This window comes from Paenibacillus soyae, from assembly GCF_024623455.1.
In the GTDB taxonomy this organism is placed as follows: Bacteria; Bacillota; Bacilli; order Paenibacillales; family Paenibacillaceae; genus Pristimantibacillus; species Pristimantibacillus soyae.
The window spans coordinates 104,502-126,734 of the sequence record NZ_JANIPJ010000011.1 but is presented as its reverse complement, the minus strand read 5'-3'; the positions used below and the strand labels follow the sequence as shown (position 1 = coordinate 126,734).

At 39.3% G+C, this 22,233-nt stretch carries 19 protein-coding genes; 8 read left to right on the top strand and 11 right to left on the bottom strand.

The window, feature by feature from the left end:
• Positions 1–255: 255 nt before the first annotated feature.
• Positions 256–567 (top strand): Dabb family protein, encoded by a 312-nt coding sequence (locus NQZ67_RS16155; RefSeq protein ID WP_257447815.1) that lies wholly within the window; start codon positions 256–258, stop codon positions 565–567.
• A gap of 18 nt (positions 568–585) precedes the next feature.
• Positions 586–1,329 (top strand): SDR family oxidoreductase, encoded by a 744-nt coding sequence (locus NQZ67_RS16150; protein ID WP_257447813.1) that lies wholly within the window; start codon positions 586–588, stop codon positions 1,327–1,329.
• A gap of 186 nt (positions 1,330–1,515) precedes the next feature.
• On the opposite strand, the gene NQZ67_RS16145 is transcribed toward NQZ67_RS16150, so the two are convergent.
• Positions 1,516–2,484: a helix-turn-helix transcriptional regulator gene (locus NQZ67_RS16145; RefSeq protein WP_257447811.1), complete on the bottom strand. Its 969-nt coding sequence runs from the start codon at positions 2,482–2,484 to the stop codon at positions 1,516–1,518.
• Positions 2,485–2,566: 82 nt separating this feature from the next.
• Here NQZ67_RS16145 and NQZ67_RS16140 point away from each other — a divergent pair, with 82 nt between their 5' ends.
• Entirely contained in the window at positions 2,567–3,046 is a 480-nt protein-coding gene (locus NQZ67_RS16140; protein WP_257447809.1) for a GyrI-like domain-containing protein, read from the top strand.
• Positions 3,047–3,068: 22 nt separating this feature from the next.
• Positions 3,069–3,545, top strand: coding sequence for a GyrI-like domain-containing protein (locus tag NQZ67_RS16135; RefSeq protein WP_257447808.1), 477 nt, complete (start codon positions 3,069–3,071; stop codon positions 3,543–3,545).
• Between the two features lie 104 nt (positions 3,546–3,649).
• On the opposite strand, the gene ant(6) is transcribed toward NQZ67_RS16135, so the two are convergent.
• The 3 genes from ant(6) to NQZ67_RS16120 all read right to left on the bottom strand — a co-directional run bounded on the left by ant(6) (position 3,650) and on the right by NQZ67_RS16120 (position 7,161).
• Positions 3,650–4,504 (bottom strand): aminoglycoside 6-adenylyltransferase, encoded by an 855-nt coding sequence (ant(6), locus tag NQZ67_RS16130; protein WP_257447807.1) that lies wholly within the window; start codon positions 4,502–4,504, stop codon positions 3,650–3,652.
• 93 nt (positions 4,505–4,597) lie between these two features.
• Positions 4,598–6,154 carry a tetratricopeptide repeat protein gene (locus tag NQZ67_RS16125; protein ID WP_257447806.1) on the bottom strand — a complete coding sequence of 519 codons (1,557 nt, stop codon included), beginning with the start codon at positions 6,152–6,154 and terminating at the stop codon, positions 4,598–4,600.
• Positions 6,155–6,285: 131 nt separating this feature from the next.
• Positions 6,286–7,161, bottom strand: a complete 876-nt coding sequence (locus tag NQZ67_RS16120) for a LysR family transcriptional regulator (RefSeq protein WP_257447805.1) — start codon at positions 7,159–7,161, stop codon at positions 6,286–6,288.
• A gap of 112 nt (positions 7,162–7,273) precedes the next feature.
• On the opposite strand from NQZ67_RS16120, the gene NQZ67_RS16115 reads away from it, so the two are divergent.
• Together NQZ67_RS16115 and NQZ67_RS16110 are read left to right on the top strand one after the other, a co-directional pair.
• The gene (locus NQZ67_RS16115) at positions 7,274–7,663 is read left to right on the top strand and encodes a tautomerase family protein (protein ID WP_257447804.1); all 390 of its coding nucleotides are present in this window, start codon (positions 7,274–7,276) and stop codon (positions 7,661–7,663) included.
• Between the two features lie 19 nt (positions 7,664–7,682).
• Positions 7,683–8,003 carry a carboxymuconolactone decarboxylase family protein gene (locus NQZ67_RS16110; RefSeq protein ID WP_257447803.1) on the top strand — a complete coding sequence of 107 codons (321 nt, stop codon included), beginning with the start codon at positions 7,683–7,685 and terminating at the stop codon, positions 8,001–8,003.
• A gap of 291 nt (positions 8,004–8,294) precedes the next feature.
• Here NQZ67_RS16110 and NQZ67_RS16105 read toward each other — a convergent pair whose 3' ends face one another.
• From NQZ67_RS16105 to NQZ67_RS16085, 5 genes are all read right to left on the bottom strand, one after another.
• Entirely contained in the window at positions 8,295–12,332 is a 4,038-nt protein-coding gene (locus NQZ67_RS16105) for an NACHT domain-containing protein (RefSeq protein WP_257447802.1), read from the bottom strand.
• 243 nt (positions 12,333–12,575) lie between these two features.
• Positions 12,576–14,531, bottom strand: a complete 1,956-nt coding sequence (locus NQZ67_RS16100) for an AAA family ATPase (protein WP_257447801.1) — start codon at positions 14,529–14,531, stop codon at positions 12,576–12,578.
• Between the two features lie 247 nt (positions 14,532–14,778).
• Positions 14,779–15,873 carry a Ger(x)C family spore germination protein gene (locus NQZ67_RS16095; protein WP_257447800.1) on the bottom strand — a complete coding sequence of 365 codons (1,095 nt, stop codon included), beginning with the start codon at positions 15,871–15,873 and terminating at the stop codon, positions 14,779–14,781.
• A gap of 1 nt (position 15,874) precedes the next feature.
• The gene (locus NQZ67_RS16090; protein ID WP_257447799.1) at positions 15,875–16,990 is read right to left on the bottom strand and encodes a GerAB/ArcD/ProY family transporter; all 1,116 of its coding nucleotides are present in this window, start codon (positions 16,988–16,990) and stop codon (positions 15,875–15,877) included.
• On the bottom strand, positions 16,987–18,444 hold the full coding sequence (locus NQZ67_RS16085; RefSeq protein ID WP_257447796.1) for a spore germination protein: 1,458 nt from the start codon (positions 18,442–18,444) through the stop codon (positions 16,987–16,989). The genes NQZ67_RS16090 and NQZ67_RS16085 overlap by 4 nt, the downstream gene beginning before the upstream one ends.
• A 120-nt stretch (positions 18,445–18,564) precedes the next feature.
• On the opposite strand from NQZ67_RS16085, the gene NQZ67_RS30660 reads away from it, so the two are divergent.
• A complete protein-coding gene (locus NQZ67_RS30660) occupies positions 18,565–18,963 on the top strand; it encodes a DUF6431 domain-containing protein (protein ID WP_371825314.1) in 399 nt (132 codons plus the stop codon).
• A 466-nt stretch (positions 18,964–19,429) separates the two neighbouring features.
• Positions 19,430–19,918: a DUF4365 domain-containing protein gene (locus NQZ67_RS16080; RefSeq protein WP_257447793.1), complete on the top strand. Its 489-nt coding sequence runs from the start codon at positions 19,430–19,432 to the stop codon at positions 19,916–19,918.
• Between the two features lie 147 nt (positions 19,919–20,065).
• Here the strand turns inward: NQZ67_RS16080 and NQZ67_RS16075 are convergent, their stop codons facing one another.
• Both NQZ67_RS16075 and NQZ67_RS16070 read right to left on the bottom strand, forming a co-directional pair.
• Entirely contained in the window at positions 20,066–21,649 is a 1,584-nt protein-coding gene (locus NQZ67_RS16075; protein ID WP_257447791.1) for a recombinase family protein, read from the bottom strand.
• A gap of 109 nt (positions 21,650–21,758) precedes the next feature.
• Complete coding sequence (locus NQZ67_RS16070) at positions 21,759–21,905, bottom strand: hypothetical protein (RefSeq protein ID WP_257447789.1); 147 nt, start codon at positions 21,903–21,905, stop codon at positions 21,759–21,761.
• Positions 21,906–22,233 lie beyond the last annotated feature (328 nt).

Sequence of the window (22,233 nt, the reverse complement as noted above, 5' to 3'; positions counted from 1 at the left end):
CATGCCTCCTACCCATTCATGAACGTAGGACTCCCAATCCTACGATAACCAGATCTCTTCCTAGCCTCTTCGGGTCCATTTAGACTAGTTTATGTCCTCCTTAGGAGGAATAGCAAGAATGGATAGACAGCGATAATCAGCCCCACCTGTTCAACTCCATTCGGACCAATATATTTCATGAAATGGATGAAGGAGCTCTCCCAATTGAAGCAGCCCCAAAGTCAAAAAATAAACCGAAACCTTGGAGGGAGTAAGATGTTTGAGCATATCGTGCTATTGAAATTTAAACCCGATGTTTCTATTGAGGTAAAAGAAAGTGCGATAAAACGCGCGCATGGCTTTAAAGGAAGCATTCCGGGGATCGTGGGACTTAGCGCCGGGATTAACGTTACGGAGGAAATAGAGCATATGCAGGGGTTTACGCTAGGGATTCGTGTCACTTTCGAGAATCAACAGGCTTGCCGGGAGTATATTCAGCATCCCCTGCATCAAGAATTATTGCAATCCATTGGCCTGCTTGTCGAGGGAATCGTCGTTATGGATTACCCGATTGCTGAAGGCCTTTAGAAAGGAGAGACTGCTGAAATGGATAAGAAGCTTGCCGGCAAAGTTGCCTTGGTCACCGGAGCGTCTAGAGGAATCGGCAGAACAATTGCCGAGCACTTGGCGAACCATGGCGCCAAGGTGGTTATCAACTTTGCGAATCGTGCAGACCAGGCGGCAGAGGTTGTTCAGAATATTCAAAGGAATGGCGGGGAAGCGACGGCGATTCAGGGCGATATCAGCCGCCCGAGCGAGCTCAAGAGACTCTATCAAGGAACACTTGAAACGTTCGGAAAGCTTGATATCGTAGTGAATAACGCGGGGATCATCATTACGAAACCCGTTGGCGATGTTACGGAAGAGGATTACGACCAGTTGTTTGCTGTAAATGTCAAAGGAACCTACTTTTCTTGCCAGCTTGCTGCCAAGCATCTAAATCCCAATGGCCGCATCATCAACTTCTCCACTTCGGTGACCGGTCAGATGTTCCCGGCTTACAGTCTGTACGCTGGCTCCAAAGGAGCCGTCGAACAATTCACGCGTCAACTGGCCAAAGAGCTTGGAAAGAGAAACATCACGATTAATGCCGTAGCACCTGGCCCTATAAATACCGAGCTTTTCACGGTTGGCAAAACACCCGAACAAATCCAGGGACTAGCCAACATGAACGCATTCGGCCGTCTCGGGGAGACCGAAGACATTGCAGGCGTGATCCTCTTCCTTGCGAGCGAAGAATCGCAGTGGGTTACCGGTCAAACCATCCGCGTTAATGGCGGATTCATTTAGGCTAGCAACTCCATCTCACTTTCGGACTACACCTAAGGGAATTGGATGCGTCCAATTCCCTTTCATTATGTCCACGATGTCATGTCAGGAATCCGCCTTATACTCGACCCTTTCCCCAAAAACAAAAGCCAATCCGCATAATAGGCCGGTGCTAAATGGTGCGGATAAATGCCGAATCGAAAGAACTCAAGGGAATCTCAATTTCACTAAACGTTCCTCCAGAATCAACCGCAGTTCATCGGGAATCCGCTCAAACTCGACCCCTTCCCCCAAAAACAATAGCCAATCCGCATAATACGCCAGCTCCTCAACATCGGACACATCCAATTGAACATGAAAATTCCCGCTCGACTGGAACATCCCGGTAAAGGATAGGATAATGCCCGGCGGGTGCATACGCTTAAAGCGCAGAATCCCGATCGCATCCAGCTTCACAACAAGATTGGACTCCCGGGCACGAAGCCGTTTTTTATCCATAATCTCTTGCTCGGACCATCTCATCTTCTGCTCGGAAATGGCCGAATCCCGCAGCATCCCGACAGGCAAATATCGAAACTCATCCGTATCGAAATCATAAACCTCGGCAAGCCACTGCGCGTTCGAGTTGAAAATATGCAGCAAAAAAACGTCCATTAACTGCGGCCAGCCAGGACTGAGCTCATAAGTCAAGCGCAAGTGCTTATCCCGCACGGCAAGCGAAATCAGCTGGTTCAGCTCTGGAGGCGCTGCGTCATCGAGCTCCAGAAGATTCGGGTTGGCAGGATTCGTATTTTCAAAAAGCACGATATGATTCAGCTCGATCAGTTCGTCTTGCTGGGTTTGCGACGCGATGCCAATAAGCTTCTCCGTGATCGAACGCCGATTATGCAGATAAGGCAGCTGCGAGTTCTTCGAGGCGATAAAGCTGATAAAGATCGCCTTCAGCTCTTCCGGCGTGAAGCGGACCGCGGGCAGATACTGGTTTTGCAAGACATAGTAGCCTCCGCCGCGCCCAAGCTCAGTAGTCAGCGGAAAACCCATTGCCTGAATCTCGTTAATATCGCGAATCGCCGTCGCGCGGGAAATCTTGAACTCCCGCTGAATCTCGGCAATCGTAAAATGCGCGCGGTTATTGATATAGCGCATAATGAGGTTGATTCGTTCCGTTTTTTTCAAGGTCCTTAAATAGTATCATTTTTCGATACATTTGACCAATACAATCAGTCTTGTAAAATAAAAACGCAGAGGAGCGAATAAAATGACGAACTACTCCATCCAAACCATCTCGGAGAACTACAAAATGACTGCTTTTGGTGTTACTCTTGAAGACTACAACGATTGGGCAGGTAATGCGGCAAAAACGGCAGCGAAAAAAGCCGAAATCACGGAAAACGGCAAGCTCGCCGAACTACTCGCTCTTGCCGACGGGCAAGAATATCAACTAAACTACGTCCTCGGCGGCAAGGCTTGGCGGGGATTCGGCGTGAAGGGCGAGTTCGATCTGGAAGGCACGATCGTCCTCAATTTCCTTGCTGGCGACTATATTGTCGTGCCTGGCACAGGCGCTGACCAAGACCGTCTCGCTGACGAAATCACAGGCAAAGTATTTGGCGGTCTGTTGGAACAAATCACAGACTACAAGTACGTAGGCCCGGGTAACTCCACCTTCGTCAAAGCCGCTGATAATGGCGAGTTTTATGGCGAGATTTGGCTTCGTGCCAAAAAAGTCGATGGCTAATCTTTAATGAAGGAGCGTTCACATGACAGATTACGCGATTGAACACAAGAAATCATTCACCTTGACCGCTTATGGCTTCTCCATCCGGTCGAACTTCCAGGACATGTCGGCTTTGCAGAAAGAAAAAGCCGAGTTTTGGGGCAGCCTCAAGGCTGATGGACGATACGACAAGCTCAAAGACGCCGCAAAAGATGATCTTGAATGGTCGGTCAACGAGGTATATCAAGGCAAACCGTGGAATTATTTCGCGGTAGAGGCCAGGAAATCAGTGGGTGACGCCACGCGCATCATCGAGTTTCCAGAGAGCGAGTACATCGTGGTCGCAGGCAACGGGGAGAAGGAAGCTTTGTTTGATCAGCTGACTTACCTTGCATTTGGTGAAATCTTGCCGCGAATCACAGATTATGCTTACATTGGCGGTCCAAATGCCACTTATCGCCAAGATAACGGTGACGGTACCTTCTACGGCCAATTTTGGGTGCCTGTGGTAAAAAAATAGGGATTCAGGGTTTTCATTGGGGCCATCTTTTAGTCAGATGGCCTTTCTTTACGTTCTTGAAATCTCTTTCTCGAAAGATTGCCTCTCATTTGTGGTACGATTCTTCACGTCAATGAAGTATAAATACTTTCCGTATACTTAGTAATGGCTTCATCGTAATATGGATACTGATATCCAAGACTTTCTGATACAGCTTTTGAGTATGTTCTAAATAACTCATAACAAATTAATAAGGACTGCCACATCTCCTGATATCCATTCTCAGAATAAGTTGATAGGAGCTTTTCCCAGTCTTCAATTGGGAGGTAACGATTAATAAATTTATAGTTCTTCCCTACACTAAAGGTGTATCCTTGCTCTGATCCGATTTTCCAAGCCATCATTCTTAATAAATTTGGTCTTGCAATCTCGTTTAAATGATCAATCGCAAAAAGTATTTCCTTTCTCGCTAATCCTTTTACTACGTATGTTGAAACCATCCAGAACTCATTACAACAATCATCAAATTCTTTTGCAGTTGGCTTTTTAATCCAATATTGACGATCATCTGCGATCACTTCATTTTTGATCAAAGAATCCTTATCGAGTAACACCTCAACTAAACCGTCGCTATTGGTAAAATAATCTTCCACCTCGTTTATTGGAATAAGTGTTAGGTCTACTTTCGTTCCATCCTCGAAAAGCATTAAATATGAAAACCAATTACCTAATTCTGGCGGGAAAAGCTCCATATTCTCTGGTTTTTGCATCATAATACGATTCCCAAAAACTCGCAGCCATTGATCATCCTCCTTGAATGAATCAATATCAGTTACAAAGTAAGATATGTCATAATCTTGGAATGTATCCGGGGGAATATTTTTGTTTGTACGTGACCCTTCCAAAGTTACCAATCGAATTCTATCCTCGTTTATAGCAAAATCTAAAAGGATGCTCATCATTTCTTGTTCACTTCTCAATACAGAAATCCTCCATTCCAAACGATTTCTTTTGTTGTAGTATTACTTTCCCACTACTTGTGATAAGGTTCACCGTAACCTTACAATGGCGAACTATACAGACTCAAATCTGTGCACCAGCGCCAATGCTTCTTCGTGGTCAGGCTCAAGTTTTAATAATTCTCTCGTGTAATTCAAAGCATCTTCTTCTAATTCTAATTCAAAACAACAAATGGCTAGACAATAGTATACGGTAGATACGATTTCCTCTTGGTTTTCATGAATCGATATTTCTAAAAACCGCTTGGAGTCCTCGTACATTTCCATCTCGAACAGTAACAATCCGGCCTCAAGCGCGATATCATAACGCTGCTCCATGACGTAAAACGACGACCACATCAGCTGTATACCCCGGAAAATATCCTGCTTTTCCGCGTCGTTTGCATCCAGTAACAGACTAGATATCTGCTTCGTACTCTGAATGAAAAATTCCGCGTCATATCCTCCTAAACGCCAAAAACTTAATATTTGCTGCAATTCCATGCTATCTATATTGGGATCTACCCATTCCTTCAAGCTGAAAAACTCGTCAGGACCAAAGCGCTCAATAAACCGACGATATGCTAGTCTGGTTTGGAAGTAGTCCATCGGCGTATCCACGTTGATCAGACAACCCACATTGATATTTTTATAATGATGCGGAGGAAATAACGCGAGAGCTCCCCTCTGTTCCAAAACTTGCTGAATCGCATGATAGTTTGCCGTTAATGAGAAGCTGCCATGGAGGATTAGCTCCGGCGGCTCCGCGAATTTCCAGTTTTCATGTAAGTGGTCGCCTTTGTCTGCTGTTAGTAATACAAATCCCGCTTGGGACAATTGATTCAAACGATCTAAACAAGTTAATCCGGCGACTGGAAATAAAATATGCGAATCCTCCAATTGGTCCTGATAGGTGGCTATGACATCACGATAAGGATAACTTTCTTGCTCGTACTCCGGCGCCCGCCGATGCTCATAATGCAAAGATATTTGATCAAGTAATTCCGATGGTTTAAGTGACTCCCTACGTTCAGGATATTCGATGAAGACATCTGCTTCATAGATTTGACCTTCACCCACATAAAGCAGCTCTTGCGGAATACTATCAAAAAAGTAGTTCGCCACAATGAGTAAAGGTTGTTTTAATTCTCCTTCACGAATAGTGGCGCCTGACACAATCAAATTTAGATCCGTATCTTGGACGGCATCGAATCGCGCAAAATCGAGTATTCCCTTGTCTATAAAAGATTGTAGAGCCGGATGCTCCTTCCAGGCCAACACATTGTTCATCGCCAAATCCGTCATGATATATCGAAACGAAGGTAACGCTATACCCGCATAGTCTATCAATCGACATATTTCGTGTAACACATGGAAAGCAAAACGCCCTGCTCCTGCCCCAAGCTCCACAATTTGGACAGGCTCTGAGCGATCCTCCTTATTTGCCCGATCTTGAAGAAACCCGAATATCATTTCTGCATAGGCCGTTGCGATCATTGGATTGCACGTTATATATTGAGGAACTTGGTCGTTGTTCCAAGCCTTCAATCCTTCTGCTTCATAATAATTGCGCTGAATGTTCCATATCGGTGCCTCACTAAAGCGGTAACGTTGTTTATTCATACTTGTCATTTGAACTTTATCCTGCTCTCTGGAAGTTATTCGTTCCCTGTACATTTTATTTTGTCTAACCTACGTCACGTTATCCAACCACCGAGTTCTCGCCGTCACTTATGATAAGGTTCAGCGTATCACTGTAACGGTTAATTTTCAATTTGCGCTTTTAGAATTTGCATGAACAATCGTTTAAAAGAGGGGGATGGGAAATCACGCCCGTGAAGCTGTAGGAAGCCAATCGGTATTAGGACCCCCTCCCAGCTCATGTTGATTCTTTTGGTTTCCGGAGGTAAGGGAGTAGAGTCTAACACGGCACCAACAGCTGTAGTCTTCTGGACGAAGTGCGGAATCGCAGAAATTTGATTAACCGTATGTAACAGAGGAGCCGCCTCATATCTCGACAAGTGCTTGGCTAACTCCAAGTGATATAGGCAAGTTCGTCCTCCTGCTATGAGGGAATAATCCAGAATATCTTTAAAGGTAACATGATCTCTTTTGATCAACGAATGATTCTGGTCTGCTATAAAAACAACACTTTCTTTATATAGTGGCTCGAAATAAAAAGCTGTCGGATCCTGTGGCTCTCCGCATATTGCAAAATCAAGCTCATTCTGACGTATAGCTTGCGACAACATTTCGGTATTCCCCAAATGAATCTGACAATCTATTCTCGGCTTACTCTGATGAAATTCGCGTACGGAGTCCGGAAGAATGGATTGGATCAATGGTTCAATAGCCCCAACACGCAGGCTGCCTGCCTCATCTTGCTCTAATGCCCTGGCCATCTCGGATACATCGTTCCAGTGCCGAATGAGCTTATCCACCTCGGCAGCGAATAATTGACCGGCACTCGTTAGCCCCACATCCCATCCTCTCTTGAACAGCTGGATTCCGATCTCCTTCTCCAACCGTTGGATTTGATTTGTAATGGTCGACTGTGCATAGTTTAATTTCTCAGCTGCTCGTGAGAAGGTGCCTTCCTGAAGAATCGTTTGAAAAGCGGTTAGTTCTTTTAAGTCCATCTGCTCCGCCCCCTTAATCGATGTATTAGATGAAGTTTATTGTTTTATTCCATTATATAAATGAAAATGCTTCCTATACAATAAACGTATCTTAAGCAAGGAGGAATTCTACATGCCGTTCATAAGAGTTAGCTACATGAAGCCTCAATATGAGCCCTCCCAATTGGAACGCGTCAGTCAGACGATCATGCACGCACTCATTCAACATTTCAATGTGCCCGCGGATGATCTATTTCAGGTCTTTCATGCGCATGATCCAGCGGAATTCTATTACAGCAACAATTACTTGGGCGTCGAGCGTAGCAATGAATTGCTGCTTATTCAAATCACTCTCAAGTCGGGAAGAAAGACTGAACAGAAGACAAGCTTCTATAGAACGTTAGCCGAGCAATTGTCGAGAACTGTTCCGATGAGAACAGAAGACGTGTTCGTCGTGCTCATCGATACCGAATTCGAAGATTGGTCATTCGGCAACGGGATCGCCCAAATGCTGCATCAATAAATACAGGAGGTGCTTCAGGATGTATCGGGAAATCAAATCTAGTGCCCGCGAATCGTTCGGGGCATTCGCTCCGACATTCGTCCGATACTCAGAAGATGTGTTATTCGGGGATTTGTGGAGACGGGAAGACTTATCTCTAAGAGATCGCAGTTTAATAACGGTTGCAGCTTTAGTGTCGGGAGGTATGACAGAGCAACTTCCTTATCACCTGCAATTAGCCGCACAGAATGGATTGAAGGAGGAGGAACTAGTTGAGGGAATCACTCACTTGGCCTTCTATGTCGGCTGGCCACGCGCCGCTTCCGCTCTTCAGTTAATAAAAAAGGTGTTCATGGAATAGGCGGCACAAGAGGCATCATGACATTGGATACTTGTATTAAATGGCGAAGGCACCGACTCAGGTGCCTTTATTCGCCTCACTTATGGTACGGCTCAGCGTATCACATTTAGCGCGAATTTACTTGCGCCCAAATAGGCACTTCATGTAATTTGGTAATATATAGGTCTCGACATGCCAGTCGTCGAGACCTATATATCTAATCAATATAAAAAATTGATTGTGGTGATTGAAAGTTACTATCTTGCTGAGTAGGGTAGTAAACAGTTTCATAATTGACTACTTCTGCAAACTTTAATATAACATCTTTATATTTGAAGGATATCCATGACACAAATTTAGTAGTGTATTTTCATAATCCTTTTTAATTTTTATAATATCCACCTCATTACTAGTTAAGTACTCAACTATCCAATTATAAACTGCTACAACCAAATCCTCTTTTTTACTATCGTCTGCCCAATAACCATTAATTACCCCTAATAACTCCAATAGAACTCTCGGATTATTATAAGCAGTTTTAAACAGCTCCTTTAATAGATCTTCTGCTAGCTTCTCTTCAATATTCATATCCGTGAAGCATAGTAGTACCCTACAAGTATCATCTATCTGATCTTCGAACTTATTATTATGCAAGTATGAATAATTAATTCTTTTTAAGTTGAGTACAGATTTATCTCTTGTCATACTTCCACATAAGGCATAAAGCATCCTTATAATATGGTAATTTTGGGGCAGAATAAAATTAAGCTGAACAACCTTTTCAAAAACATTCTCAATTAATGAATGGCTAGATAGTGGAATAAATAGAACATCAAACGGTTGTACATTACTTAAAGATATTTCTCCAGACGTAATAAATAAATAAAGCTCATTTGCGGTAAAAAATCCAAAAAGATAGTACCAAAGACTAGGGAGAATAAAGTTAAACTCATCTTTTTTAGTCTCATTAAGGGCCGAGATGAAATCATAAAACAAGTCTTTATTATTCAATAAATACTCTTTTACATTATCAAGGTCACCTTCAAGTGCAAAAAACGTATTAAAGATGAGTTCTTCTTTTAAGTTACTATTATCGAGTTCCTTTATTATTTTCTTAACTTCTTTATAGTATTCGTAAAACTCAATTAGATCATTTAATTTTGATTCTATTGTTGTAGTTATCAAATTTGAATTACTGGATATAAATTTAAATGAAAAAATACTTAATAGCTCCTTTAACGTGATGTGACGATTCTGAATTAATTGTTCTACAGATTCCCATTTATCTATATCCCCATAGGATCCATTAATAATGTCGCTATATAGTTTCTTTGTTAGATCACTTTGATCAAATAGTATCATACCTGTCATCCAATTAATTTGGCTATAGATCCCTTTCATAGCTTCAAGGAATTCCGCATCTTCAGAACCTAAATTCACTATAAACTCACCTAGTGAAAACTTATTAGGACAGTTCAAATAATCAAATAAACTTTTCATTGTTCTCAGGTTATACTTTTTACATAACATTGAAATTCTCAAACTATTCGCACTGCTTCTATTAATGCCAACTAATTCAAGCTGAATATTATTCGCTAATTTGATTTTAATCAAAGTCTTATTTATAATTCCATCATCCACTAATGATATATTCTCATCAATTAAATTAATTAAATTTCGTATAGCCTCTTCATTCCTTCTATATCTTTGAAAGTTTATGAGTATTAAGTTTTCGAGTACAATTCCTTTTGTAAGGTTACTGGGATCATATTTAAGTAAACATTCCATAAATTCAACATTCCGAAACTGTAAAGGTAACAGTCTAAGGTTCTTTACTTTCATCATCTCAATAAATTTTTTAATATACCATTTATTATTCTGTAAACCAATCTCTCTATATCTATTATACAATTCATAATCAGCATTCTTTGAGAAGCTTCTATCTATTAAATCTTCTATTTCACTAAAGTTATGCTTTAATAAATGTCCGGCAATTGTAAGTGTAGTTTGAATTGTAGTATATTCTTTGGATTCAATATACTTTTCAATAAATTTTAATAAGCGCCTTTTAATATCAAGAGGTAAATATCCAATATTGGAGTGTAGTTCAATATCACTAATGTTAAATAGTGGTTCCAAATGTCGTATGAATTTATTTTCGTATTTTGGAACACCCTTAAAAGTACCTTCATTTAGGATATCTAAGGATAACCATGAGCCAATTTTCATAATACTTTTCCCTGAAGTCTTATCTAAGTCTTCGCCCGACCCGTTGAGTTCGGAACATAAAGAATCAATATAATCAATTAAAAAATCTTTATGTCGGTATAAATATCCCAGACAAAATAAAAAAGTATTGCGCCAATAGGTACTTCCCGACATAGCACGCAATGAATCAACAATCTGTCTCTCTCTTCTATTGTGCATGAGATATTGTGCCGCAAAAAATTCTTGTAATGATCGTATACTAAATCCTACTTTTCCATCCTCTACCTCAGTAATAAATATCATTCTTTCAATAATTGTAAAAGATATCTCATCTATATATGTATCAATAATAACTTCTTCTAGTTCGAGTTTAGTAAGGTGCATTCTAACAATATGATGAAAATCTTCGATAGTCATACTTGAAGAGGGTGCAACTTTTCCCTCTGCGTTTGCTTGTAATGTATATCCTAATTCATTATGAATTGCATCTACTTCCTTAGGATAATCCATCAATACTCTGACAACACTTTTTTGCATCTCTCTTTTAAATATCGTTCTATAATATTCATTAAATAGATTGTATCTATCACGAGGAGGCTCCCCTCCGCTTTTAACCAAAAAAGCCATTATTGTAACTTGTAATGGGGTTTTCATTAAATTAGAAATAACCTCATCATTAAGGGCTTTATTTAATATGGTAAGATACATATCAAATTTATCAGTCGATGACTCCATCATTGTTAATAATCTATTCATGTAAATTGTACAATCTTCTTTGGTTAAATCAGTCAATTGAAGATGATTATATCTACTTTGATCGAATTCCTTTGTGTAACCTTGTGGACGTGTAGTAGCAATAATTATTGCGTCACAATTCTTCTGTTCTAGTTCAAAATCAATAAATAAATTTATCTCTTCAATTACTTCTCTCCTATTTGAAGTAACAGGTACTTCGTCTAATCCATCAAATATAAATAGAAAAGACATGCTACTAAGTAAATCCCTTATACTCTCTATATCTATTTTTCCATCTCCTTTCCTTTGGATAATATGTTGTATATAAGAGATTACAGAAGTACTTTCTGCTATCGTTTTACTAGCCATCCATCCAGCGTAATCTTTAAGTACAATTTTTATAGGAAATCTATTGCATTTCGGTAAATCTATATCCAATTCGAGACAATCACTCATAAAGCTATCTACCTCTGAAGTCGCATTCTTATTATTATCTGTTCTTAATATATTTGCGCGATATATTTGACAAAGAAACTGTGTTATTGTGGACTTCCCATAACCCGGTCCGCCAATAATTACAAATTTATTGTTCATTTGATTATTCTCTATATCTTGCAAATCATTATTATGATCTCTCTGTGATTCATCGCCAGCTCTAATAATAGACTTTAAGAATTTTTGTCCTCTTTTCTTTTCATTACTCTCAATTAATCCATCTTTAGTCGCATATAAATCAACAAATACTTTTTCCAAATTAATTGTTTTATCAGTTACATTTCCCGCATGTTCTAATCTAGACACAAGGTCTCCTTTAAATTCTTTAGCCAAGTATCTTTTTATTAATGCGCTTTCTTCAGTTTTAGTTTTATTTAGCAAATGATGTAGTGAACTTAGAACATCTCCAGGAAGAATAAAACTAGAATATGTTACTGCAACATCCCTGTTGTTATCTAAAAATCTGCAGATATCACTTTCACCAAAAATCAAAATATTCTTAATTAAGTAGTTATACTTTTCAATTAATTTGTTCATCTTGTCTCTGGATCCACTCTCAAGAACGCCAGTGAGGTTTACATTAGTAAAAAAAATATAATTATTAGGTGCTTTAAAACCTTTTTTTAATCTTTCTTCAAATCCTTTCATCTCTTTTTCAAATTGTGACTTTACCCAAAGATAATCGTTATCATTATCTGTTTTATTTTTGAATTTGGCTTGTATTATCCAGTAACCACTCCATCTATTAGTATCACTAGGAAATCTACATTCGCCATCAAAAGTTGCTTCTCTACCTCCGTCAGGACCATCACCAAAAATAATAGAACCATTTCCAAATATAGATTTCGTTAATGATTGAATCATATGCTCAAAGTCCCTTGAGTTGAAGCGTATAAATGAGTAGTCTGACATCTTCTTTCCCCCTATTTTTTCATATCCAAAATTCTGCAAAAATCAATCCTTTTAATGATATAGTTCCCCGTGAGGGGGTTAATGGCGAAATAGGACGGTCATGTAACATTCCAACATAAACATCAAGGTGCAATTCAAAAAAAATTAATAACCTTGACTACGCAACTTTTACGTTATCTCTAGCAATAAGAGCCTAACGAGGATAACCTCTTTTATGGTTGCCCTCATTAAGCTCTATAGAAATTAATTGGTTTCATTAAAATATTGACTAATCAAAGTAAATAGTAAAGGTTGTTCTTCAATTTCTCTGCCCGCATAATTTTGAGCAATTAGAAATTTAATATGGTGATCGTCTAAGAAATTGAATAGTGGTTTTTTATCTTCATACTTAATTAGTTCTAGGGGTTCAAGAATAGAATCCCTCTCGTTTTTAATTCTAGAATATGTTGAACCTTCTTTATAACTAAATTTATTAAATAGCTCTAATAAACTTGTATCATTATTTTTCTTGATAACCTCTTTTATTGATTCATAATACTTTTTAGGATTTAAACAATCCTCCATCTCAGTAGAATAATAAAATCCACTTTTCTTCACTGACATTAGTTTCAATTGGCCGTCTCGTTCAGGTTGTATTCTAGCTAGTCTCAACTTACCTTTCACTTCACTGTTTATTTCAAGATCATAAACAACATCATCTGTATCAATTAGACATAGTATTTTGCTATTAACAGCTTTTTTTTCATCTTTTTCTTGAAAAGGAGTATACAAATATTTATATAACTTTATAACATTGCTACATCCACCAACACAAAGTATCTTCAAATTTGCTATAGATGACGATAAATAATGACTTAAGTAAAGTTTATCATCACTGCCCTCACAAATTATCCAATTTGTATTTTCTGATCTCATTGAACTTAAAATTGCTGACGTCAGATCAAAGTAACTCTTCATTTGTACATCCTCAGGTAATGATCCTCTTTTTTCGAAATAATTATTTAGGTCATATGTACTAATGTTAATTTTGCTATCTGATTTCAACTCAATATAATTTAAATTCCCGGTTGTAGTGAACGGTAAGGAACCATACCAATGGCTTGTTAGGATTAACTGAACATTTTCTTGGACAAGACTCTGTAATCTCTCGAACTGTTTAAACGCTTTTGATATATGCAGTGAGCTCTCTGGTTCATCAATAGCTAATATAGTTTTTCTTTTACTACTTCTTGATGTATTTTTTAAAAAGGCTGTGGCAATATCAATTAAAGCTATTCTTTGTTCACCCGAACTTAGCTCATGTATCTCTTTTTTATCCTTTTTCAAAGTTCTTATCGAAAAGTAAGCTTCTAATATTCTATTTCTTACATCCGATGGTCTTAAATTTTTCTTGTACCCCTGTTCTACTTTATATGCATAGCTTTCATCAATTCTACTGATGGTCTCATTGATTTTGTTCATATACTCATCAAGGCTTGAATTTAAGTAGTCAATTAAGCTTATGGTGCGATTACCTTTAGGTATATTCCTCTCATCCAAAATTTTATCAATGTCTTCTAGGATGTCCGTGCTCATTAATGCTTGCATCTCTTTATTCTCAATTTTAATAATCTCACTAGTAATTGACTCTATCGGAATGTAAATATATGTAAAATATCTCCTTATTTCATTGATTATATCAATATCCTTAAAATATAAATTGTGACTCTTTAGTTTTTTGCTAATATCGTCATCAAATGTACTAAAGTATACTTCGCTTTTTCCTTGGTATTCTAACCCCAACAAGAAAAATAAGTAATCATCTGCACCATATCTATGTTTTAATTCATCCCTAATTTGAAAAAATTTTTTAAACTCTTCATTGTTCTTAAGATTGGAATTAGCTTCTTCTGTTACGGTCCAAAAATAATGACTAATTAAATCCAGTTTGTGATATACAGTACTATCTATATTGCCTTGTATATCACTTTTTTTTATTAAAAACACTGGAGCTATATATGTTTCATCAGCTTTTGTTCCCTTAGTTCTGTTCCAATCGGTGCTATTAAAGAAGGTATTTAAGCTCTCAAGTACCGAACTTTTACCTACTGCGTTATTTCCAATAAATAATGAAAAGGGGGTCTCGTAGTCATCACAAATAGGGACAAAGTATAATCCTTGGTATATTTTATAGTGCCTGCAGAGTAATCCAACTATCAAATTAAACACGCCCCTCTGGTAATACCTACTAGTCTCTATATTTCCTCTCTATTCGACATAATACATTATAATCCTCCAAGGCAAACAGATTCTGTTATAAAAAGTAACTCCAATTTGCGTCATTTGTGATACGGTTCTCCGTATCACTCTAACGGCGAAAAATTATATCGTTATACAACAAAACAATCTGACTGCTAACAAAAAACCGCTTATTTCAAGCGGCTCGGTACGATTTGCTTGTTTTGAATCACATCAACCGCTCAACATTATTTAAAGGTTGTATTTTGATGTCGTAGTCAACATTAATCTTCATGTTTCCCCAATATTTCAACCATTGCTTTTCCGTAATTTCTTTAGAAAACGGCTTAAGCGAATGTGTCCCGACTTCTAAGGGGTCCACTTTCAACCGTTGCATTCTTTTTAATAAATCTGATGTCTGTTCCTCCAGATAACCCTCAATCTCTTGAATTACATGTTGCAATTGTTCCTCACTTTGAATCTCCTTTTCTCCTTGGTATTCCTCAATTCTTCCGTTCAATCCCACGTGTAAAGACAAGGATGAATAGTCCCTGGATAGTTTCATGCGAACATCGGATCGAACACGCCCTAAACTGACAGATAACTTTGGAATGGCCAAGACTTTTAGGAAATGATCGTTGCCCAGAAGTTGGAAGATTTCGTCTTCCACATTTTGAATGAACATTACTTCTTTATCCTTTCGGAAGAAGGCTGTCCCTACGTAATTGAAATTGTTTTTATCCGATTGAAAAACCGGCAGGATCGGATCCTCAAGTGGGGAGTATAACTTCTTCATAAATTGATGAATATTGACGATGCTCATTTCACCTTGGTTATGATCCTCGTAATGCTTTAACATCCGATAAAGAAAATAATCTTGGTTCTCTTGCTTCGTCAATTGATTATTTATGTATTCATCGAAATTGCCTCTGACAATCAACAAATAGACACGCATTGAAATATCGGGATCAACAAGTATCGTATTGACCAGTTTTTCAATGTCCCCTTTTTTTGCCAGTTCCTCATTAATTAATACCATTCGCAGCTGCCCCTGCTTTAGTTCCCGATTATAAATTAAATTAAACTCCTTGCCTCCCTGTTTTAAAAGATCGACTTCCTTGGTGAGAAGACGTTTCTTTTCTTGGATGAGCGGCGGTACTAATGTGCTGATTTTAAACTTTCCTTCCGTCCCCTTGTCAACCGACCAGAAAACTACCGGAGCGATCTCTTCGATCATATTGTTCTCGACATATGGAGAAGAACAGCCGGCCATCCACATAAGGCAAGCAATCGCCAATAAACTATAGTGCTTGTAGGGTACCATGCTACATACTCTCCTTTCGTTTCACTGCAGTGAAAAGGATCGTAGGAACAAGTAGATAAAGGAATGCGCCAATCCAGATTTGAATGTTTAGTAACATCTTTTGACCCGGAACGGTTTGCCATAACCAATGATTCATGAAGATGATGCTTATCAAAATAACAAACCAGCTGGACAATAATCCGATCCGGGTCGTTTGTTCGTTCATTTTCCTCATAAAGATTCTTCCGGCTCCATAAAAACACAACAAAAGAATCGAGATATCAAACACATAAGTAAACATATGGAAAGAAATAAGGATATAATCGATTCGTTCTAAACCACCCGTTTGAATATAGCTTCCCATATATACTAACGGAAAATTGATCTTGCTCAAGTAGTGAGAACCGTAAAACAATACCGAGGCAATGAACAAAAATGAATATTCCATGATCGACAGCATGTTTCCAATGACCAGATATTTCATTATTTTTTTATTGGAGCTTAACCATGGAACCATAAAGGCCAAATATACCGGACCGGAAAGTGCCGACCAAATAAACAGCAAACCGCGCCATGATTGTTCTGACCATTCGGTGGGTATGAGAGGATACAAATCGCGGTAATTTGCAATCGGCGGAAAGAAAAAAGGAATAAACATGATTACGATCCAAACCCCGCCAAGAAAGGCGATGACAACAAAACGCAATGTTTTCTCCATTCCATGTGAAGCCACAAATAAGCTGATCAAAAGAATCATTAGGATCAGCCAATTCTTATTCATTGATGGATAAATAAAACTATGGAGCATTTCAACGTACCCCAGTGTGATGATAGAAATTTTTGGCAATAGTATCAGAAACCCAAGTATCGCGAAAATTTGAACCGTCCGTTTCCCGAAGAGCTGTACAAATCCTTGATATCCTTTCGCTGCATAACGGGAAGTAAACCATTTAGAAAGCATCATCAAATTCAGTTGAGACAGCAGCCCCATGACGATAATTCCCCAAACCATATACGAATGAACCAGAAAAGTTGGCATTATTAAAATAAAATAATGCATTTGTGTGCGGTTCACCAATAAAAGGAAGTAGATGCCGCCAAGGGTGGAAGTTCGATTGTACAAGGATAAGCTCTTCACTTCTTCATCTCCTGCCGCCATTTCCGTAGTGGTTTTAGGTAATCTGGACGCGTTCTCATCCATATTAAAGGGCCGCGGATAAAGAGATCTATCCATTCCTTCCCATAAAAAGGGGCAACCGGCGCAAAATAGGGTTGTCCTAATGACGTTAATCCATGGAGATGTGCAAGTATCCCGATCAGCCCGATCACGATTCCCGGCAAGCCAAGAAACGATGCCAGGATAAGAAGGGACACTTGCATCAGCACCATGGATTTTGTCATTTGATAATTGGGAACTAAAAAGAAAGCAATAGCGGATATACCCATCAGAACAATTAATATTTTACTTGCAAAGCCTGCCTCTACAGCCGCTTGTCCAATGACGATACCCCCGATAACTCCTAACGTTTGACTCGTTTTGGTCGGCATTCGCAAACTTGCTTCTTTGATGATTTCCAGCGTTACAATCATGGATAAACCCTCCACAAACGGAGTAAAGGGCAATTTACTTCTCGATTCCAATAATACGAACAGAATCGGAAGCGGAACCATTTGGTAATGAAACGTCGTTAACGCAACATAAAAAGGAATCAACGCCAAAGAAACAATAAAACTTCCGTACCGGATTAAACGTAAAAAACTGGCTACCGTCCAACGAAGGAAGTAGTCTTCCGGCGATTGGAATAAATGAAAAAAAGTAATGGGCGCCAGTAAGGCAAACGGTGAATTGGAGACTAACAGCGTCAGCTTTCCCTCACCTAAAGCATAGGCGCAGGCATCCGGCCGATCCGTTTGTAGAAACTGCGGAAAGACCGTATGATGATGATCTTCCATAAAAGCTGCGAGCTGCGAGGAGTCTAAAAATTGATCGAAATTCACACTCTCAATCTTTTTTCTCGCATAGGAAATAAATTTCGGATTCGTTAATCCGTCTATGTACAGCAACACAACTTTCGTTTTACTCAGTGAACCGACAGTGAAGCTTTCCGACTTTAATGTCGTTATAGGCAAGCGCCTGCGCAACATGGTAATGTTTTTATCGATTTGTTCGCTGAAGCTGTCTTTCGCTCCATAGATAACCGTTTCCGTTTGAGAAGATTCAACTGCCCGACCCAAGGTAGTTTCCAACTGAACACCTAACCATTGATCGTTGACGGAATCGTTTAGAAGAATAAACCCTTGCATTATTTTTTGTTGAGCTTCTTCGATCGATGTCACTTCCGAAACTTTGGCATTGGTTATGCATGAAGAAAGCGAATTGCCGGCACATCGATGAAGCGGCTGAATAATCGCCTCGTTTAAGCGCTCATGATCGATTAACGTTTTTATGTATAAAAGATGGACTGAAGCATGGGTACCCATTCTGAGCTCCACGACTTCGGCGTCATCCATATGATTTAATTTCTGTTTTAATTCATCAAGCCATGTGGGCAATTGATAACTTTTCATTTGTGGGTCGTATTTTTCAACCATAGTCTTCTCCATCATTTAAAGTAATCAAAATCCTTTGGTTTTATCTTGCTCTGTAATCCAAAAAAAATTCATACGACCAGCAATTTTGTATTTCAAACCGCATAACATTCGAGATATGGTTTGAATCAATTAAACAACAACACTATATGTGGCCTAAGGGAGTCTAAGTATGAAAGAAGTTGTCGATGGATCCGGGATCTGAGGTTAGCGAAGGCATCTAGGGTTCCCTCCCCCTGCTGCGGGGAAGAGCTTAGTATCATTGGCAGCCGCGAGCGGAAGCTTGCAGGCGAAGGCGGGGAGCGCCGCTTGCTCGTGATTCGCCGCCTGCGTTGTACGCAGTGCCGGAAGATCCCATCGAGAGATGCTCGAGGTAGTTTGTTTTTTACTCAACTTCAAGATGGATGCGCAGAGTCCCAGCGAATCGTCTTTGGTCCATCGGTATCGCGGCATTTGCGATCATTGTCACAAAACAAAAACCACCAATCGACTGCTCAATGGGAACGAATTAAGATCGGTTGAGGTAAGTATACCAAGTCCAACGGATTCAACAACTCAACCCTGGTACTGGGAAGGAAACGTCCAGAGCAAAGTCGTAAATTATCTAGTATTAAACGGTCACACGATTCGCAGCGTCGCGGATACAGCTTCCCGCACAACTGGCAAAGACATCATCGCTTCTATAGACGATAATGAGTTATGGATAAGCGTGAAGGGATACCCTGAAAAAAGCCATCACGTTCAAGCACGTCACTGGTTCTCTGGAGCACTGTTTGACCTCATTCTTTACCATGGAGAGAATCCAGAGGTACGGCTTGGCATTGCTCTGCCTGACGGTTTCACGACTTATGGGAACTTAGTCCCTCGTATAAAATGGCTAAAAGAATCCATGCCATTTCGAATCTATTGGATAAAAGACTCCGGAGCAGTCCGGGAGGAATAACCATTCAATACAAAGGACCATACCCCTAAAGAAAGGTGATCTTGGATGCCGAATATGAACTGGGCTGTACTTAATTCATTACAACTCGGAAAATACGCTGAATACTTTGCCAAGATGGAGTTTGCATCTTATGGACTTGAGGTATTTTCATCAGAGGTTGACGATCGAGGAATAGACTTCATAGTAAAGGACAAAATGGGACGCTTTTCGGAAATTCAGGTCAAATCGTTAAGAGGATCTGGATATGTTTTTGCACAAAAGAGCAAATTTAATATCAGCAATTCAAACTTGTACATGGCACTTCTAATCTTCAAAGAAGGCACCATGCCTGATTTCTTTTTAATACCTTCCGAAGCTTGGAAGGCACCTAACGAGGTTTTCGTAGACCGAAACTATGACAAACCCGGACAAACAAGTAAGCCTGAATACGGGGTTAACATTTCACAGAAAAATTACGACATCTTGGAGATTTTCAAATTTGAAGAGTCCATTAAAGACTTTCTGCTGGCCCCGCCAGTTTCCGAAAGTTTTTGAGGAGGCCACGCCCCTGACACGTCGAAATAACCCATACGAGGCCACCTGCCGAGCGATCTTGCCCTCAGGTGGCCCATCTCCCATCCTGCCCCTCGGGGGCAACTTTCCGCGCCCAGCAAGCGGTTAATGCGAAAAATTTCGCCTCACTTATGATACGGTTCCCCGCTCTTCACTTACTGGTAAAGCAGCCTGTGCAAAGCCATCATCTTCCGAGAACCAGAAGATGATGTTTTTAATGCTCTTACGGTCGGCTTCGACATGAATCTCCCTTATCAATGCCCGAAGTAGTGCTCGTTTCTCTTCATTTGTCGCTTCACCAAATAGATTCTCAAAGTTTGTCAGGGCTTCTATTATGATTTTTTTATTTATAAACACCGTACTTCTGATTTTTTCTAATTCGCGTTCAATATAAGAAATGGCTTGTTCCGCCTCACTAATATGACCTTCAAGAGTTTCAGCTAAACGGTCGTAACGTTCAGCTTTAATTTTTCCAGAGTAATAATCATCATCCTGCTTTTTTTGTCTGTCCAACAACTTCTTCAATTCAACCCTTTGGACATTTAAATCCTTCTCCAATTGAGCCGTACTATAGATCTCTTCAAGCGTGAGTCGATCTACAATCCCATCAATTATTTCTTCAGAGTCCAACATGGTTCGAATAAATTTGATTACTTGCTCCTCAACAAGCTCTTTGATAACTAAATTTGAACCACATACAGTTTTGCCTTTAGCATGATAGTTCTGACACATATAGTACAAATGATATCCGGAACCGTCTCTTTTCTTTTTTTTGCTCATTACAGTTCCTGCTCCACACGAAGGACAACGTAGTATTCCGGATAAAATAAATTCACCTTTAAAATTACTTTTACTAACTGTTGCCTCACTATTGATTTTATTTACAAGTAGGACCTTTCCCCAAAGGTCCCTGTCAATGATGGCATCATGAGTACCATCTACTTTTGCAGGTTCGGTCTTTCCGCTTCTTCGTTTATTATTCCAATCCCGTTGCTTACCCCAAGTTATATTTCCTATATATTTCTCATTCTCTAAGATAGTTTTTACTGCATTAATACTAAAACTCCCACTTGGTTTTAAAGCTGTTCCTTTTGTCTTTTTGCCCTTAGCGTTTAGGGTTCTAGCTATATACTTATATCCTTTTCCCAATGCTCGAAGTTCGAAGATCTCCCTTACAATTTCAGCTTCTTCTTTATTTACTATAAGCTCACCATTAAATGAATCATATCCTAACATCATACCGCCGTTCCATTTCCCTTCACGTGCGCGCTTGTCCATCCCTTTTTTGACTCTGGATATAATGAGCCGACGCTCATACTCAGCAAATGTACCCAATAGACTTATAAACATTTTCCCCGTTTCCGTTGAACTGTCAATGTCACATGTACTGATAAGTAGTTTTTTGCCTCGTGGGTGGAGCTCTTTTTCAACTAAAGTTAATACATCTAAGTTGTTACGCGATATTCGATCAACTGCGACTGCCAGTACAATATCAAACTTGTCCTCTCTAAGATCCCTTAGTAACTGCTGCATTCGTGGTCTGTTAAAATCCTTTCCAGAATATCCACCATCATCGTAGATGTCGTAAATTTGATACTCCTTTGATTCACAATATCCCTTTAATATTTCCTCTTGTGCAGCTAAAGAGAAACCTTCTCGCTTTTGTTCCTCAGTCGATACTCTTAGATACAACGCAGCTCTATTTTTATTCATTACAATGACCTCCAAATTGAATTCTAATTTTATTGTCCTCTATTACCCTCTATAAACCGCCGGCAGGCTATCAGATGATAACCTGCCGTGGGATTGAACTAGAATGTATTCAGTTTGTGTCCGTCATTTTATGGACAGCATATTTTCTTATTAAATCAGCAAGAACGCAAACCAATTCTTGCTTTTTCATTTCTTCAACTGTAGGTTTAACAATACTATTTTCAAGGCAATCTGTTCCTTTTTTAATCGAGTTCATATTACAATACTCCTTATAAATAAACCGCATCCTTGCGGCGTTATTTCCAATTTTGGTAATCCTATTCTTAACAAGGCACCTTGTAGCATTACTATTTTTAGACCATAGATTTATAATTGGATAACCATCTGTACTCTTTTATGCTAGTCTCAAATTCCCCAAATAGCTGACAATCAGGGTACTGGTCGTAAAGTCCTCTAGAAGAATAGGGTTCCTCTACTATATCAATTAAGGTAACCTCAAAATTCTCTAGTAGTTGATACACAAGATAAAGCTTTCTCGGTTTCCCTTTTGGTGTGGGTTTTGTATGGAGTTGAATTGCATAATA

Coding starts and splice junctions, on each gene's coding strand:
- NQZ67_RS16070 (WP_257447789.1), bottom strand. CDS start 21,905: ATGAACTCGATTAAAAAAGGAACAGATTGCCTTGAAAATAGTATTGTT.
- NQZ67_RS16085 (WP_257447796.1), bottom strand. CDS start 18,444: ATGGTTGAAAAATACGACCCACAAATGAAAAGTTATCAATTGCCCACA.
- NQZ67_RS16120 (WP_257447805.1), bottom strand. CDS start 7,161: ATGGACTTAAAAGAACTAACCGCTTTTCAAACGATTCTTCAGGAAGGC.
- NQZ67_RS16080 (WP_257447793.1), top strand. CDS start 19,430: ATGCCGAATATGAACTGGGCTGTACTTAATTCATTACAACTCGGAAAA.
- NQZ67_RS16155 (WP_257447815.1), top strand. CDS start 256: ATGTTTGAGCATATCGTGCTATTGAAATTTAAACCCGATGTTTCTATT.
- NQZ67_RS16135 (WP_257447808.1), top strand. CDS start 3,069: ATGACAGATTACGCGATTGAACACAAGAAATCATTCACCTTGACCGCT.
- NQZ67_RS16110 (WP_257447803.1), top strand. CDS start 7,683: ATGTATCGGGAAATCAAATCTAGTGCCCGCGAATCGTTCGGGGCATTC.
- NQZ67_RS16095 (WP_257447800.1), bottom strand. CDS start 15,873: ATGGTACCCTACAAGCACTATAGTTTATTGGCGATTGCTTGCCTTATG.
- NQZ67_RS16115 (WP_257447804.1), top strand. CDS start 7,274: ATGCCGTTCATAAGAGTTAGCTACATGAAGCCTCAATATGAGCCCTCC.
- NQZ67_RS16140 (WP_257447809.1), top strand. CDS start 2,567: ATGACGAACTACTCCATCCAAACCATCTCGGAGAACTACAAAATGACT.
- NQZ67_RS16075 (WP_257447791.1), bottom strand. CDS start 21,649: ATGAATAAAAATAGAGCTGCGTTGTATCTAAGAGTATCGACTGAGGAA.
- NQZ67_RS16150 (WP_257447813.1), top strand. CDS start 586: ATGGATAAGAAGCTTGCCGGCAAAGTTGCCTTGGTCACCGGAGCGTCT.
- NQZ67_RS16105 (WP_257447802.1), bottom strand. CDS start 12,332: ATGTCAGACTACTCATTTATACGCTTCAACTCAAGGGACTTTGAGCAT.
- NQZ67_RS16125 (WP_257447806.1), bottom strand. CDS start 6,154: ATGACAAGTATGAATAAACAACGTTACCGCTTTAGTGAGGCACCGATA.